General features: G+C 68.3%; 13 protein-coding genes and 1 riboswitch. Of the genes, 9 read left to right on the plus strand and 4 right to left on the minus strand.

The features are described from left to right. Positions 1-164: 164 nt before the first annotated feature. The 3 genes from ACFXN1_RS01415 to ACFXN1_RS01425 all read right to left on the minus strand — a co-directional run bounded on the left by ACFXN1_RS01415 (position 165) and on the right by ACFXN1_RS01425 (position 3605). On the minus strand, positions 165-1283 hold the full coding sequence (locus ACFXN1_RS01415; protein ID WP_379435727.1) for a homoserine O-acetyltransferase: 1119 nt from the start codon (positions 1281-1283) through the stop codon (positions 165-167). A gap of 41 nt (positions 1284-1324) precedes the next feature. Continuing rightward, positions 1325-2674 carry a bifunctional o-acetylhomoserine/o-acetylserine sulfhydrylase gene (locus tag ACFXN1_RS01420; RefSeq protein ID WP_379394787.1) on the minus strand — a complete coding sequence of 450 codons (1350 nt, stop codon included), beginning with the start codon at positions 2672-2674 and terminating at the stop codon, positions 1325-1327. Positions 2675-2770: 96 nt separating this feature from the next. Beyond that, a riboswitch (SAM riboswitch) is annotated at positions 2771-2882 on the minus strand. 12 nt (positions 2883-2894) lie between these two features. Next, complete coding sequence (locus tag ACFXN1_RS01425; protein ID WP_379435624.1) at positions 2895-3605, minus strand: TetR/AcrR family transcriptional regulator; 711 nt, start codon at positions 3603-3605, stop codon at positions 2895-2897. Positions 3606-3743: 138 nt separating this feature from the next. Here ACFXN1_RS01425 and ACFXN1_RS01430 point away from each other — a divergent pair, with 138 nt between their 5' ends. From ACFXN1_RS01430 to ACFXN1_RS01445, 4 genes are all read left to right on the plus strand, one after another. Continuing rightward, complete coding sequence (locus tag ACFXN1_RS01430; protein ID WP_379394791.1) at positions 3744-5237, plus strand: MFS transporter; 1494 nt, start codon at positions 3744-3746, stop codon at positions 5235-5237. A gap of 352 nt (positions 5238-5589) precedes the next feature. Continuing rightward, positions 5590-6807, plus strand: a complete 1218-nt coding sequence (locus ACFXN1_RS01435; RefSeq protein ID WP_354830238.1) for an NADP-dependent isocitrate dehydrogenase — start codon at positions 5590-5592, stop codon at positions 6805-6807. Between the two features lie 394 nt (positions 6808-7201). Further along, the gene (locus tag ACFXN1_RS01440) at positions 7202-8602 is read left to right on the plus strand and encodes an FAD-binding oxidoreductase (protein WP_379435622.1); all 1401 of its coding nucleotides are present in this window, start codon (positions 7202-7204) and stop codon (positions 8600-8602) included. A 190-nt stretch (positions 8603-8792) separates the two neighbouring features. Continuing rightward, positions 8793-10061, plus strand: a complete 1269-nt coding sequence (locus ACFXN1_RS01445) for an MFS transporter (RefSeq protein WP_379435726.1) — start codon at positions 8793-8795, stop codon at positions 10059-10061. A gap of 202 nt (positions 10062-10263) precedes the next feature. On the opposite strand, the gene ACFXN1_RS01450 is transcribed toward ACFXN1_RS01445, so the two are convergent. Continuing rightward, on the minus strand, positions 10264-10767 hold the full coding sequence (locus ACFXN1_RS01450; protein ID WP_379463465.1) for a hypothetical protein: 504 nt from the start codon (positions 10765-10767) through the stop codon (positions 10264-10266). A gap of 31 nt (positions 10768-10798) precedes the next feature. Between ACFXN1_RS01450 and ACFXN1_RS01455 the strand changes: the two genes are divergently transcribed. The 5 genes from ACFXN1_RS01455 to ACFXN1_RS01475 all read left to right on the plus strand — a co-directional run bounded on the left by ACFXN1_RS01455 (position 10799) and on the right by ACFXN1_RS01475 (position 15113). After that, on the plus strand, positions 10799-11446 hold the full coding sequence (locus ACFXN1_RS01455) for a TetR/AcrR family transcriptional regulator (protein ID WP_379435619.1): 648 nt from the start codon (positions 10799-10801) through the stop codon (positions 11444-11446). Positions 11447-11653: 207 nt separating this feature from the next. After that, complete coding sequence (locus ACFXN1_RS01460; protein ID WP_379435618.1) at positions 11654-12859, plus strand: lipid-transfer protein; 1206 nt, start codon at positions 11654-11656, stop codon at positions 12857-12859. Between the two features lie 38 nt (positions 12860-12897). Further along, the gene (locus ACFXN1_RS01465; RefSeq protein ID WP_379435616.1) at positions 12898-13335 is read left to right on the plus strand and encodes an SRPBCC family protein; all 438 of its coding nucleotides are present in this window, start codon (positions 12898-12900) and stop codon (positions 13333-13335) included. Between the two features lie 19 nt (positions 13336-13354). Further along, positions 13355-14224, plus strand: a complete 870-nt coding sequence (locus ACFXN1_RS01470; RefSeq protein ID WP_379435614.1) for a MaoC/PaaZ C-terminal domain-containing protein — start codon at positions 13355-13357, stop codon at positions 14222-14224. 10 nt (positions 14225-14234) lie between these two features. Further along, positions 14235-15113, plus strand: a complete 879-nt coding sequence (locus tag ACFXN1_RS01475) for an SDR family oxidoreductase (RefSeq protein WP_379381877.1) — start codon at positions 14235-14237, stop codon at positions 15111-15113. The last annotated feature ends 18 nt before the right edge of the window (positions 15114-15131 follow it).

A 15131-nucleotide genomic window follows, 5' to 3' on the forward strand; every position in this document is an offset into this window, starting at 1 on the left:
GTGTGCCGAGCCCTGCGCACACGTATTCCGGGCCGTCGGTTACGGAGGTGTCATGTGCGCGAAACCGGAAGCGTGTCACGGCAATTCGAGCGAAACGGACACGATACGCGAGGTAACGCGCCTCCGGTGAGGCAGCGGAGATACAGCGGACGGGCAGCGTTGCTTCAGCGGTCCGACTCGCGCTGGGCGCGGGCCAGATCCATCGTCTCGAGCATGAGTTTGCCGACCGCCTCGGTCTCGGTCAGGAATCCGTCGTGGCCGTCCCGGGACCGGATGATCTCCAGCCCCTTGGAACCCGGCAGCAGATCCGCCAGCTCCTGCAGGGTACGCAGCGGGAACAGCCGATCCGAGTCCACCCCGCCGACCACGCACGGCACCGGCGTGGACCCCAGCGCCGCCGCGATACCGCCGCGGCCACGGCCCACGTCGTGGCGGTTCATGGCCTCGGTGAGCAGCACGTAGGTGGCCGGGTCGAACCGCGAGATCAGCTTGTCGGCCTGGTACTCCAGATAGCTCTGCACCGCGTAACGCCCACCCGCCCACGGGTCCTCATCGCCCTGGGCATGGTTCTCGAAGCGATGGTCGAGCTCGAACTCGGTGCGGTAGGTCAGGTGCGCGATGCGCCGGGCGATGCCCATGCCGGTCATCGGGGCGCGCCCGGTGCCGTGGTAGTTGCCGCCCTGCCAGTCCGGATCGGCCGTGATGGCCGCGATCTGGGTGGTCTGGGTGCCGATCTGGTCGGCGGTGCCGCGCGGGCCGACCGCCAGCACCAGAGCCGCGCCGACCCGCTCGGGCCGGGCGACCATCCATTCCAGCACCCGCATGCCGCCCATGGAGCCGCCGACCACGGCGGCCAGGCGGTCGATGCCGAGCAGGTCGAACAGCGTGATCTCGGCGGTCACCTGATCGCGGATGGAGATCTCGGGAAACCTTGCGCCCCAGGGCTTTCCGTCCGCGGCCAGCGAGGACGGCCCGGTGCTGCCCTTGCAGCCGCCGAGCACATTGGTGGCGATGACGCACCACTCGCGGGTGTCCACCGGCGCGCCGGGACCCACTATGCCGTCCCACCAGCCCGCCTGGCCGTGGTGCACGTCGGCGGGGCCCACCACGTGCGAATCACCGGTCAGCGCGTGCTCCACGAGCACCACGTTGTCCGCGTTCGCCGATAGTTCGCCCCACCGCTGCACAGCCAGCGTGACATCGGGAATGACAGCTCCGGTCTCGAGCTCGATATCCCCGATGGCAATGCTGCCGAGCGTCCCGTCGGGCGGCGGCAGCAGCAGCTCCGCCGCGTGCCGGGACGTGCTCGATTCGATGTTCACGGTCAACTTGCCGCCGCCGTCAGTCCGGCGCGCAGATCCGCCAGGATGTCGCCGATCCCCTCGATACCCACGGCCAACCGGACCAGACCAGGTGTGACACCGGAAGCCAGTTGCTCGGCGGGCGTCAGCTGGGAATGCGTGGTGGAGGCCGGGTGGATGACGAGCGAGCGCACGTCCCCGATGTTAGCGACATGGCTGTGCAGCACCAGCGCCTCCACGAACTTCTTGCCGGCGTCCACGCCGCCGGCCAGCTCGAAGGAGACGATGGCGCCGACGCCCTTGGGTGCCAGCTGTTTGCCCCGCTCGAACCACGGGGAGCTGGGCAGCCCTGCGTAGTAGACCTTCTCGACGCCGGGCTGCTCGGCCAGGAACTCGGCCACCGCCTGGGCGTTGGCCACGTGCCGCTCGACGCGCAGGCTCAGCGTCTCGATGCCCTGCGCGATGAGGAAGGCGTTGAACGGCGACACCGCCGCGCCCAGGTCGCGCAGCAGCTGCACCCGCGCCTTGAGCGCGTAGGCCGGCGCGCCGAGATCGGCGAACACGGCGCCGTGGTAGCTGGGGTCCGGGGTGGTGAAACCCGGGAAGCGGGACTCGCCCGCCGCGTCCCGCACGGTCCAGTCGAAGTTGCCGCCGTCCACGATCACACCCGCGACCGCGGAGCCGTGGCCGCCCAGGTACTTGGTGGCCGAGTGCACGACGATGTCCGCGCCCAGCCGCAGCGGCTGGATCAGGTACGGCGTGGCGACGGTGTTGTCCACGATCAGCGGCACGCCCGCCGCGTGCGCGACCTCGGCGATACCCGGGATGTCGAGCACCGAGCTGCTCGGATTGGCGACCGTCTCCCCGTAGAACGCCTTGGTGTTGGGCCGCACGGCCGCGCGCCACTGCTCGAGATCGTCCGGATCCTCGACGAAGCTGACCTCGATGCCCAGCTTGGGCAGCGAGTAGTGCAGCAGGTTGTAGGTGCCGCCGTAAAGGTGCGGGCTGGCCACGATGTGGTCGCCGGCCTGCGCCAGATTCAGGATCGCGTAGGTTTCCGCGGCCTGACCGGAGGCCAGCAGCAGCGCGGCCACACCGCCCTCGAGCGCGGCGATGCGCTGCTCCACCGCGTCCTGGGTGGGGTTCATGATGCGGGTGTAGATATTGCCCGGCTCAGCGAGCCCGAACAGCGCGGCGGCGTGATCGGTGTCGCGGAAGGCGTAGGAGGTGGTCTGGTAGATGGGCAGGGCGCGGGCTCCGGTGGCCGGATCGGGAGCCTGTCCGGCGTGAATCTGCTTGGTCTCGAAGGACCAGCCGGCCGGATCCAGGGTGCCGTCAGCCGAGACGGCCGCGGGCGCGGTCGAGTCACTCATCTGTTCTGCTCCAAAAACAAGGTCGCCGAATGGCGGAAGTTTGACGTTATCGAGAGGCGAATGGGCTTCGACAACAACACATTTCGGTAGACCTCCTAGTTGCGCTTGCGTTCGGCCTTCGAACGCCCGGTCTGCACCCGGAGCACCCCACCGCAGCTGGAGGGTTGCCGATCAGCAAGCCGGGGCCTTAACGCTGATGCTCTTGACCTGTTGCGCGATTCTAGCGGGCGGACGCCGCTGTTTCGGAAGTGGGGCTGGCCACAGCGGGCCTCGCGCAGGTGCGCACGAATTCGTGATACGCGCCGACCACGGCCTCCGCCATGCGGCGCGGTGACTCGATCAGACGCTCGTCGGCGAAGCCGGAATCGAAGTCCGATTCGGTGCCGGCCCGCATGATGGCGTGGAAGGTGCCGAGCAGCAATCGAACTCGCAGATCCGCGACGGTGGTGCCGAGGCGTTCGGCCAGCACCTGCGCGGTCTGCTCGGTCTTGTTCTCGGTCGCGGCCATGCTGCACGCCCGCACCGCGGCGGTGGACCGGATGATGCGCTGCATCTGCTGGAACCAGCGGAAGGGCAGCGGTTCGTCGTGGTCGACGACGCGGTCCACGATGGACAGGAAGCTGTCCAGCAGCGCTTTCAGCTCGTTGCCGGTGCTCGGCTGCTCGCGCAGCGCGTCCGCGTGTGCCCGCGCCCAGTCCGCGATGGGCGCGATGACGATGTCTTCCTTGCTGTCGAAGTACCGGTTCACGGTGCGCGGCGAGACGTCGGCCGCGTCGGCGATCTGTTCCACGGTGGTGGCGTCGAAGCCCTGGTCGTCGCACAGCCGTAGGGCGACGTCGATGATCCGCGCCCGGGTCTGTTCCTTCTTCCGCTCACGCAGGCCCGGCCGGTGACGTGCGATCACACCGAGGTGAGTTGACAACTCCGACATGCCTCCATGGTAAGGGTTCGAACGCTTCCGCTGTCCCATTATGACAACTGTCGCAGTGCGACAAATTTCCCTTGACGCCAATTGGCTGCAGGGGTCAAGATTGTCGAGGGTGTCCCGAACCATCCGTGAGGAGACAGCATGACCGCCGCGACAACAACACTCGAAGACCGATCACAAAGCTCCGACCGGCGCGGATCCGCGCGCTGGTGGGCCCTGGGCGTACTCGCCATGGCCCAGCTGATGGTGGTGCTGGACGCCACCATCGTCACCATCTCCATGCCGTTCGCCCAGCGTGACCTGGGCATCAGCGACGGCGACCGGCAGTGGGTGCTCACCGCCTACACGCTGATCTTCGGCGGCCTGCTGCTGCTCGGCGGCCGCCTCGCCGACTACCTGGGCCGCCGCCGCATGTTCCTGATCGGCCTGGTCGGCTTCGCCGGGGCGTCGGCGCTGGCCGGGCTCGCGCAGAACGGCGCGGAACTCTTCGCCGGGCGCGGGCTGCAGGGCGCGTTCGCCGCCCTGCTCGCGCCGGCCGCGTTGTCGCTGGTGTCGGTCACCTTCACCGAGGCCAAGGAGCGCGCTCGCGCGTTCGGCGTCTTCGCGGGTGTGTCCGCGGGTGGCGCGGCCATCGGCCTGATCGTGGGCGGCGCGCTCACCGAATACGCCAACTGGCGCTGGTGCCTGCTGGTCAACACCCCGATCGCGCTGATCGCCTTCCTGGGCGCGCTCGCCTTCGTGGTCCGGGACGTGCCCGCGCCGCGCACCGGCGGCTACGACCTGCCCGGCGCGGTGACCGCCACGCTCGGCCTGGTCTCGGTGGTCTACGGCTTCAGCCGCGCGGCCTCCGACGGCTGGACCGCGAGCACCACCCTGGCCCTGCTGATCGCGGGCGTCGCGCTGCTCGCCGCCTTCGTCGCCATCGAACGGCGGTCCTCGAATCCGCTACTGCCGCTGCGTATTCCGGGGGAGATCAACCGGGGCGGCTCGTTCCTGGTGGCGCTGCTGCTGCCGATCGCCATGTTCGCCATGTTCATCAACATGAGCTACTACTTCCAGATCACGCTGGGCTGGTCGGCGCTGAAGGCGGGGGTGGCGTTCCTGCCCTTCCCCATCGGCATCGTCATCTCCGCGGGTGTCGCGAGCGGGCTGCTGCCGCGGATCGGGCCGCGGCCGCTCATGATCACCGGTTCGGTGCTGGGCACGGCCGGGCTGCTGTATCTGTCGCGGCTGAGCTTCGGGGACAGCTACGCCGGGGGCGTGCTGCCGGCAGTGATTCTTATCGCGCTCGGCATGGGCGGGCTGTTCGTGGCCATGCAGACCACGGCGCTGCATCAGGTCGAGGAGCGTGACTCCGGTGTCGCGAGCGCGCTGCTCAATGCCGCGCAGCAGGTGGGCGGCGCGATCGGCACCGCGCTGCTGTCGACGATCGCCGTGCAGGTGGCCGAGCGGTTCGCGAAGAACAATCCGGGCGTCGACCACGTGATGGCCCGGGCCGCGATTCATTCCTATGACATCGCGTTCCTGATCGGCGCGGGATTCTTCCTGGTGACCATTCCGATCATCGCGTTCATGGTGCGGGACAAGCCGGAGAATCTGCTCGAAGGTTCCGAGCACGTGCACGTGGGAGTCTGACTACCGACTATTCACCCGCGGGTCGCGGCAACATATATCCCGTGGTCCGCGGGTTTGGGGTTGCCGCGGGCCGCGGGTTTTCGCATCCTGGAAAGTGCGTAAAGTCACGCGAAAAGCTACTAATCGGTAACCGCACTGAATCCCGCACAGCGGGGGCCACCCGAGCGGTGAGATCGATAGCAGCAGTACGCTTGTCTTGCTTGACGCCACAGCGTACGTGGACTTGGCACCACAGGTCCCGTGCCGAGCGCCATGCGTATACGTTGTCTGTTGAACAGCTGGGGTCCGCTACAAGCGGTGCTCACCGGCCGTGCAATGGGAGCACCACCTTCCTAGGAGGACACGAAGATCCATGTCCAAGATCAAGGTTGAAGGGACCGTCGTCGAACTCGATGGCGACGAGATGACCCGGATCATCTGGCAGTTCATCAAGGACAAACTGATCAACCCGTATCTCGATGTGAACCTCGAGTATTACGACCTCGGCATCGAGTATCGCGACAAGACCGATGATCAGGTGACCATCGACGCCGCCAACGCCATCAAGAAGCACGGCGTGGGTGTGAAGTGCGCGACGATCACCCCCGATGAGGCCCGCGTCACGGAGTTCGGTCTGAAGAAGATGTGGCGGTCGCCGAACGGCACCATCCGCAACATCCTCGGCGGCACCATCTTCCGCGCGCCGATCATCATCTCCAATGTGCCGCGTCTGGTTCCGGGCTGGACCAAGCCGATCATCATCGGCCGCCACGCCTTCGGTGACCAGTACCGCGCCACCGATTTCAAGGTGCACCAGGCGGGCACCGTCACCCTGACCTTCACGCCCGAGGACGGCTCCGAGCCGATCCAGCACGAGGTCGTCCGCATGCCGGAAGACGGCGGCGTGATCATGGGCATGTACAACTTCAAGGACTCGATCCGGGACTTCGCGCGGGCCTCGCTGAACTACGGCCTGCAGCAGAACTACCCGGTGTACATGTCGACCAAGAACACCATCCTCAAGGCCTACGACGGCATGTTCAAGGACACCTTCCAGGAGGTGTACGAGACCGAGTTCAAGGACGAGTTCGACGCGGCCGGTCTCACCTACGAGCACCGCCTCATCGACGACATGGTCGCCTCCGCGCTCAAGTGGGAGGGTGGCTACGTCTGGGCCTGCAAGAACTACGACGGCGACGTGCAGTCCGACACCGTGGCGCAGGGCTTCGGCTCGCTGGGTCTGATGACCTCCGTGCTGCTCACCCCGGACGGCCGCACCTGTGAGGCCGAGGCGGCGCACGGCACCGTGACCCGGCACTACCGTCAGCATCAGCAGGGCAAGCCCACCTCCACCAACCCGATCGCCTCGATCTTCGCGTGGACGCGTGGCCTGGCCCACCGCGGCAAGCTGGACAACACCCCCGAGGTGATCGGCTTCGCCCAGACGCTCGAGGATGTCGTCATCAAGACGGTCGAGTCCGGCCAGATGACCAAGGACCTCGCGCTGCTGGTCGGCGGCGACCAGGGCTACCTGACCACCGAGGAGTTCCTCGGCGTGCTGGACGCCAACCTGGCTCGCGAGCTGCGCTAGAAAAGAAGTTCCCAACTCTCGGGACTCTCAGGGGCAAGCCCCTGAAACCCCAAGGGCAAGAGGTTGTTCAGGGGCCACCCCTGAAACCCCAGGAGCGCAAGCTCCCACGCGCCGACGAACGTGAACAGCGCGAAGCGGTGAAGATGGCGGCCGGGACCACAGTCCCGGCCAGGACCATCCACCGCGCCACACGGGCACCTGCCCCCACCGGAACCGGTGGGTGGGCGGGTGCCCGAACTGTTTTCGGGGTTCTCCCGGCCGTGATCACGAAACGTTCACACGGTCCTTGCCAGCATGGCCGTGTGTCAACGGGTTAACGCACCCGACCGGACGGTCAATACCCCTGTGACAGACGGGGTTCGGCCGCGGTACGCGCGGCGGCGAAGGAGGAGCGATGACGGCGATCGGTGGCGAGCTGCGCACTGTGGTGCGGGGCCGGGTGCTGGTACCCGGGGACGAGGGTTTCGAACAGGCGAGCACGCCGTGGAATCTCGCCGTGCGGCAGCGGGTTTCGGCGGTGGTGGAGGTCGCGGACGCGGCCGACGCCGCGGCGCTGGTGCGGTTCGCGGCGGCGGCCGAGCTGCCGCTGAGCACGCGGGCGACGGGGCACAGCCCCTCCCCGGCGGCGGACGGGACCGTGCTGGTGACGACCCGGGCGCTGGACGGGATCGAGATCGACGCCGCGGCGCGGGTGGCGCGGGTGCAGGCGGGGGTGGCCTGGCAGCCGGTGCTGGAGCGGGCCGCCGCGCACGGATTGGCCGGAGCCTGCGGCAGTTCCGCGGTGGTCGGGGTGACCGGGTACACGCTGGGCGGCGGTGTCGGCTGGTTCGCGCGCAGCCGCGGCTACGCCGCGCACGCGGTGCGAGCGCTGGAGGTGGTGACCGCGGACGGCGATCAGCGCCGGGTGACCGCGGACTCCGAGCCCGACCTGTTCTGGGCACTGCGTGGCGGCGGCGGCGATTTCGCGCTGGTGACCGGCATGGAATTCGAATTGTTCGACGCGACCGAGCTTTTCGGCGGCCGCATACTGTGGCCGGCCGAGCGGACCGAAGCCGTCGTCGCAGCCTTCCGGCAGGCCACCGCGGAAGCCGAAGAGGGACTGAGCCTTTGGCTGACTCTCCTGCAATTCCCGCCGTTCCCCGAGCTTCCCGAGATACTGCGCGGCCGGGCCATGGTGGCCGTGGACGTGGTCGCGCTGGGCGCGGTCACCGGTCCGCTGCGGTTGTTCGACGAGATTCCGGGCGCGGTGCTGGACACCCGGCGGCCGCTGGATGCCGCGCAGGTCGGTGGCGTCTGCATGGAGCCGACCGACCCCAGCCCGGCCCGGGTACGCGGTGAGCTGCTCACCGAGTTCTCCGTACGGGTGAGCGACGCGCTGCTGGCCGCCGCCGCGCCGCAGGGCGGGGTGGGGCCGCTCGCGCTGGTCCAGGTCCGGCACCTGGGTGGCGCGCTGACCCGGCCGCGCCCCGACGCGGGCTGCGCGGGCGGGATCGCCGAGCCGTACCTGTTGTCGCTGCTCGGCCCCGCGCCGACCGCGGACTTCGAGGCGGCCGTCGTCGAACGCAGTGACGCCGTGGTGGATGCGCTGCGTCCGTACCTGAGTGGCCGGAAACCGTTCACCTACTTGGATTCCGGTGAGACCCCGGACGCGGTCTTCGATCCGGTCACGCTGGCGCGATTGCTGGAGATCAAGGACCGGTTCGACCCGGATGGCTTGTTCCGCAGCAACTTTCCCGTCATTCCGCCGCTCGGCGAGGCGGATCCCAGCCGGGTCGCCACACCGGTCACGGTCTGACCGGGGACGCGCGGGCAGCCCGCCGGGACCAGCGTCCCGGCGGTCGCGTGGCGTGGGCCGGCCCAAGATCCGGGCCGGTCGGTGAGTGAAATCACCGGACCGGACGGTATCGGGACCGTTCGCCACTGTGTTGCGCTTGGTTGTGCCCGAATCCGTGTCCGCAGCCACCACCGCATCCGCCGCCGACGAGATGAGCCCCGACGGGGTGCACCGTCCCGTCGGCGCCGCGCTCGAGGCCGTCGGGTCCACGCCCGAGGCCGTCGAGTCCGCGCCCGAGGCGGGGCCACGTGAGCGGTGGCATGTGCCCGCCATGCTGGCGCTGGCCCTGGGCGGGTTCGGGATCGGGACCACCGAATTCGTCACCATGGGTTTGCTGCCCGATATCGCCGGCTCCATGAAGGTCTCCGAACCGACTGCCGGACACATTGTTTCGGCCTACGCGCTGGGTGTGGTCGTCGGTGCGCCGGTGATCGCGGCGCTGTGCGCGCGGGTCCCGCGCAAGCGGCTGCTGATGGCATTGATGGCGGCATTCACGCTGGGCAATGCGGCCAGCGTGATCGCGCCCGGCTTCGCGACGCTGACTGTGGCGCGGTTCGTCTCCGGCCTGCCGCACGGCGCGTACTTCGGTGTGGCGTCGCTGGCGGCGGCCTCGCTGGCGCCGGTGGGGCAGCGTGCCAAGGCGGTTGCCGCAGTTATGCTGGGTCTGAGCGCCGCCAATGTCGTCGGCGTTCCTGCAGCCACCTGGCTGGGCCAGAACCTCGGCTGGCGGAACGCTTTCGTGGTGGTCGCCGTGATCGGCATCGCGACCGTCGCCGCCATCTCCCGCTTCGTGCCGGACCTGCACGGCATTCGCATGACCGACCCTCGTACCGAACTGACGGCCCTGCGCCGCCCCCAGGTGTTGCTCACCCTGCTGGTCGGCGCCGTCGGCTTCGGCGGCATGTTCGCGGTCTACACCTACATCACCACCACTCTCACCGATGTGGCCGGCCTCCGCGTCGGCCTGGTTCCGTTGGTTCTCATGCTCTTCGGCCTGGGCATGGTCGCGGGCAATATCGCCGGCGGCGTCCTCGCCGACCGCGGCGTGGATCGCGCGATCCTCATCTCCCTGCCGGCCATGGCGGTGATCCTCGCCGGATACGTTGTGGCAGCGCACAATCCCTATACCGCCGCCGTTGGCGCCTTCCTGGTCGGTGCGTCCGGCGCGGCCCTGGCCCCCGCCCTGCAGACCCGTTTGATGGACGTGGCCCACGACGCCCAGACCCTCGCCGCCGCCCTCAACCACGCGGCACTGAATATTGCGAACGCGGCAGGTGCGTGGCTGGGCGGCCTGGTGATCGCGGCGGGGCTGGGGTACACCGCGCCCACCGCCGTGGGCGCCGGTCTCGCGGTCCTCGGCACGCTGCTGTTCGCGGTGACCGTGGTTGCAGCGCGGCGCGGCGGTGCGCTGCCGCATTGACGCGGTGCGCCGGCCAGTCAGGTGGTCGCAATATCCTGACACTCACGAGCCGGAGTGACGTGTGCCACGTTCAATGCCGTCGAACTCCGCTCGGAAATAACATCGCCCACAATGCATCGCCCACGATGTATCTGGTCCGCGTTCATATCCATCACCCCGGGCGGTATCGCTGGCCGGGGCTCAGACAGGAGGTTGTCGTATGTCACCGAAATCCGCGGGATCGAAGAAGGCGTTGCGGGCCGCCGGTCAAGCGGCTCTGGGAGCCGCGCTCCTCGCGGCCGGAACGGGTCACCTGACCTTCCAGCGCAAGGAGTTTCGGGCGCAGGTCCCGCACTGGCTGCGACTGGATCCCGACTTCGTCGTCGTCACGTCCGGTGTCGTCGAGATCGGACTCGGCGGGGCCTTGCTCGGTACCTGGAAGCAGCCTGCACGGGCCTTCCTCGGCGCTACGACCGCCGCCTTCTTTGTCGCGATCTTTCCCGGCAACGTCGCACAACTGGTCAATCGCGCTGACGCCTTCGGTCTCGACACCGACACCAAACGCGCGGTGCGGCTGCTCTTTCAGCCGCTTCTCGTGGCCGGAGCGCTCGCAGCGACCGACGCCCGCAGAATTCTGCGCCGGGGCGAACAGGGGAGTCGAGATAGCTCCCGGGGGCCGGGGAGACGGTGCGGGCCGGACTCCGGCCCGCAACCCCGGCGCGAACATACACGATTGTATGTAAGTGTAAGATCCTCCCATGACCAGCTCCGCCGTCTCGAAACCCCCGCGCCGCACCCAGGAACAGCGCAGCAGCGAGACCCGGACGCGACTGCTGGACGCCACCATCGACTGCCTCGTCGAGTACGGCTACGCCGGGACGACGACGCCACGGGTGGCCGAGCGCGCGGGCGTGACCCGGGGCGCGCAGGTGCACCATTTCGGTTCCAAGAGCGAGCTGGTGGTCGCGGCGATCAGTCATCTGGCGCAGCGGCGCACCGAGGCGGCCATGCACGAGATCCGGCGGGTCCGCAGCGGCGACGATCCGATCGGCGCCACCCTGGAGGCCATGTGGGAGCTGCATCAGGGCCCGCTGTTCATCGCGGCCATCGAATTGTGGGTGGCCAGCCGCACGGATCGGGTGCTCGCGGTCGAGATGGAGAAGGTCGAGCCGTTCGTGAACAACGCGGTGCTGATGGCCGTCGCGCAGTTGGTGCCGAATGAGCTGGACCGCAAGAACGTTCGCGATTTCGCCTACACCGCGATGGACACGCTGCGCGGAATCCTGGTGACCAACTTCATTTCTCCCGATCCCGAGCGGGCGCACCGGCGCTGGCTGCGGGCCTCGGCGCAGTTGCGCCTGGCGGCCGAGGCGCGGATGCCCGACTTCCGGATCGCCGACGAATAGCTGATCGATTCGGCCCGAAGGCCCTCGCCGCGGTGTGCGGCGGGGGCCTTCGACGTTTGCGCGGGTGGGGTCACCGCATCGGCGGTATGTCCGGGCGTACCCGCCGGAGCTGCCGATCTTGTGCTCGATGCTGAGAATCACGCCCCCTCTTGCCTACTTACATACAGATTTGTATGTTTGTTTTCGTTCCCCTATGTGAGGAGTTCGATGACGAACAAGGTCTACGTCGTCGGTGTCGGCATGACGAAGTTCGAGAAGCCGGGGCGGCGCAAGAACGAGGACGGCAGTGACTGGGACTACCCGGACATGGCCCGGGAGTCGGGGACCAAGGCCCTCGCCGACGCCGGAATCGACTACCGCGAGATCGAGCAGGCCTATGTCGGCTACGTCTACGGTGAATCCACCTCCGGCCAGCGCGCCGTCTACGAACTGGGCCTGACCGGCATTCCGGTGGTCAATGTCAACAACAACTGCTCTACCGGCTCGACCGCGCTCTACCTTGCGGCACAGGCGATCCGGGGCGGGCTGGCCGACTGCACGCTGGCGCTGGGCTTCGAGAAGATGCAGCCGGGCTCGCTCGGCTCCACCTGGGACGATCGCGAACAGCCCATGGCTCGCCACATCATGGCGCTCGCGGAGATCTCCGAGGTGCTGTTCCCGGTGGCCCCGTGGATGTTCGGCGCGGCCGGGCGCGAGCACATGAAGAAGTACGGCACCACCGCCGAGCACTTCGCCAGGATCGGGTACAAGAACCACAAGCACTCTGTGAACAACCCGTATTCACAGTTCCAGGACGAGTACACGCTCGACGACATCCTGGGCTCGCGCATGATCTACGACCCGCTCACCAAGCTGCAGTGCTCGCCGACCTCCGACGGGTCCGGCGCGGTCGTCCTGGCCTCGGAGGAATTCGTGGACCGCCACGATCTGTCGCGGCAGGCGGTCGAGATCGTCGGCCAGGCCATGACCACCGACTTCCAGTCCACCTTCGACGGCAGCGCCAAGAACCTCATCGGCTACGACATGAATGTCCGGGCGGCGGAGAAGGTGTACGCGCAGGCCGGGCTCGGCCCCGAGGACTTCCAGGTCATCGAGTTGCACGACTGCTTCTCCGCCAACGAGCTGCTGCTGTACGAGGCGCTCGGCCTGGCCAGGGAGGGCGAGGCCGGACACCTCATCGACTCCGGTGCGACCACCTACGGCGGCAAGTGGGTGGTGAACCCCTCCGGCGGGCTCATCTCCAAGGGACACCCTTTGGGCGCAACGGGTTTGGCGCAGTGCAGCGAGCTCACCTGGCAGTTGCGCGGCGCCGCCGACAAGCGGCAGGTCGGCAACGTCACCGCCGCGCTGCAGCACAACATCGGGCTCGGCGGCGCGGCCGTCGTCACCGCCTACCAGCGCGCCGACCGCTGATCCGCACCCTCCATCCCCGACTACGAAGAGGTAATCCCGTGGGACACATCGAAGCTTCCAAGGACCTGACCGCCACCCCCGACGGCCTGTGGGCCGTGGTCTCCGACCCGCAGACCTGGGACAAATGGTTCTCCATCCACGAGCGCTGGATGGAGGAGCCGCCGGCCGTGCTGGCGCCGGGCGCCAAGCTGACCGCCAAGATCATGATGCTCGGCATGGCCAACAAGATCGAGTGGGTGGTCGAGAGCGTCGAGACCCCGAACAGTCTGGTGCTCAGCGGCACCGGCATGGCCGGGGTGAAGGTGCAGTTCGCCTTCGACATCACCCCCGAGGGCGCGGGCAGCCGCTTCTCGGTGTCCGGTGATTTCGAGGGCGCGCTGATCAAGGGGGCGCTGGGCAAGGCGGTGGAGAAGGACGGCCTCACACAGCTGGACAAGACTCTCGCCGCGCTCGATGCGCTCGCCACGGCGGCCTGACGGCGAGCGGGCACACGAGATGGCTTCCACCGCTGTCGAATTCGACGAATCGGGGCTGGGTTCCTGGTCCGACGAGGAGGCGTTCGAGGTCACGCGCGAGCGGATCGCCGAATACGCCGCGGCCACCAACGATCCCATTCCCGCGCACCTGAAAGGCGATGCGGCCCCGCCGGTCTTCGCCATCGTGCCGGTCTTCGAGGCCATGATGATGCCGGTCATCGAGGTGGCCCCGATGCACATCTTCGGGCGGGTGGTGCACGGGGAGCAGGACTTCCACTTCCACCGGCCCATCCGGCCCGGCGACAAGCTGGTGTCGCGGGCCAAGGCCATCGGGTTCGAGGGCAAGGACAACGGCTCGACCATCACCATCCGCATCGAATGCCGTTCCGAGGCTGGGGAACTGGTCAACGAGCAGTATCTGACCGCGTTCTTCCGCAAGGTCGACGCGGGTAAGCAGGCGGGCGAGCAGGCTCCGGCGCACCGCTTCGATCCGACACTGCTGGAGCGGGAGCCGCTGGCCACGGTGGCCGCGCACGTCGACGCCGATCAGACGTACCGGTATTCGCCGGCCTCCGGTGATCCGGTGCCGCTGCATCTGGACGATCAGGTCGCCCGGGACGCCGGCCTGCCCGGCATCATCGCGCACGGGCTCTGCACCATGGCCATGTCGTCGTGGGGGGTGCTGACCCAGGTCGCGGGCTCGGATGTGGCTCGGCTGCAACGGTATGCGGTGCGCTTCGCCAAGATGGTGTTCCCGAACGACGACCTGGAGACCCAGATCTGGAAGGTCGGCTCGGCCGACGGGGTCACCACCTACGCCTTCCGCACGGTCCGCGGCGACGACACCGTCCTCAGCGACGGCCTGGCCGAAATTTCCGACAACTCTTAGGGAGACATTCATGGGTGCACTCGACGGACGGGTCGCCATCATCACCGGAGCCGGCCGGGGGATCGGCCGGGAACACGCGCTGCTGTTCGCGCGGGAGGGCGCGGCGGTCGTGGTGAACGACCTCGGCGGCAGCAATGCCGGTGAGGGCGCCGACACCGGCCCGGCGCACGAGGTCGCGGCCGAGATCCTCGCCGCAGGGGGGCGGGCGATCGCCAACACCGACAGCGTGGCCGACTGGCAGGGCGCGAAAAACCTGGTGGAGCAGGCGGTGTCGGAGTTCGGGCGGCTGGATGTCGTAGTGAACAACGCGGGCATCCTGCGCGACGCCTTCGTGGCGGGCATGGACGAGTCGCAGTGGGACGCGGTGCTGGCCGTGCACCTCAAGGGGCACGCTGCGGTGCTGCGGCACGCGGCCGGGTACTGGAAGGAGCAGTCCAAGGCGGGCAATCAGCCCGTCGCGGCGGTGATCAACACCGCGTCGGCGTCGGGTACCACGGTCCCCAATGCGGGGCAGGCGAATTACGGTGCGGCCAAGGCCGGTATCGCCGCGCTCACCCTGGTGGCGGCCGATGAACTGGCCCGCTACGGCGTGCGCGTGAACGCCATCGCGCCGATCGCGCGTACCCGGCTCACCCTGGCCACGCCGGGCATGGGCGAGATGATGGCCGCGCAGCAGGCCGGTCTGGAAGAAGGCGAGTTCGATGCCTTCAGTCCGGCCAATATCTCGCCGCTGGTGGCGTATCTTGCCACCGAGAAGTGCCCGATCACCGGCAAGGTGTTCGCGGTGCAGGGTGGCGCGATCTCCGAACTGGCGGGCTGGCACGACGTGAAGACCATCGAGACCGAGGGGCCCTGGTCCATCGACGATATCGCCGGGCGACTGCCGTAATCAGGAAGGCGGACAACG

The sequence above is a fragment of the Nocardia sp. NPDC059154 genome, from assembly GCF_042755705.1.
In the GTDB taxonomy this organism is placed as follows: Bacteria; Actinomycetota; Actinomycetes; order Mycobacteriales; family Mycobacteriaceae; genus Nocardia.

Excerpts from the sequence above, each read along its gene's own strand:
- ACFXN1_RS01475 (WP_379381877.1), top strand. The coding sequence starts at position 14,235 with ATGGGTGCACTCGACGGACGGGTCGCCATCATCACCGGAGCCGGCCGG.
- ACFXN1_RS01470 (WP_379435614.1), top strand. The coding sequence starts at position 13,355 with ATGGCTTCCACCGCTGTCGAATTCGACGAATCGGGGCTGGGTTCCTGG.
- ACFXN1_RS01425 (WP_379435624.1), bottom strand. The coding sequence starts at position 3,605 with ATGTCGGAGTTGTCAACTCACCTCGGTGTGATCGCACGTCACCGGCCG.
- ACFXN1_RS01420 (WP_379394787.1), bottom strand. The coding sequence starts at position 2,674 with ATGAGTGACTCGACCGCGCCCGCGGCCGTCTCGGCTGACGGCACCCTG.
- ACFXN1_RS01435 (WP_354830238.1), top strand. The coding sequence starts at position 5,590 with ATGTCCAAGATCAAGGTTGAAGGGACCGTCGTCGAACTCGATGGCGAC.
- ACFXN1_RS01460 (WP_379435618.1), top strand. The coding sequence starts at position 11,654 with ATGACGAACAAGGTCTACGTCGTCGGTGTCGGCATGACGAAGTTCGAG.
- ACFXN1_RS01455 (WP_379435619.1), top strand. The coding sequence starts at position 10,799 with ATGACCAGCTCCGCCGTCTCGAAACCCCCGCGCCGCACCCAGGAACAG.
- ACFXN1_RS01445 (WP_379435726.1), top strand. The coding sequence starts at position 8,793 with ATGAGCCCCGACGGGGTGCACCGTCCCGTCGGCGCCGCGCTCGAGGCC.
- ACFXN1_RS01430 (WP_379394791.1), top strand. The coding sequence starts at position 3,744 with ATGACCGCCGCGACAACAACACTCGAAGACCGATCACAAAGCTCCGAC.
- ACFXN1_RS01440 (WP_379435622.1), top strand. The coding sequence starts at position 7,202 with ATGACGGCGATCGGTGGCGAGCTGCGCACTGTGGTGCGGGGCCGGGTG.
- ACFXN1_RS01450 (WP_379463465.1), bottom strand. The coding sequence starts at position 10,767 with ATGTTCGCGCCGGGGTTGCGGGCCGGAGTCCGGCCCGCACCGTCTCCC.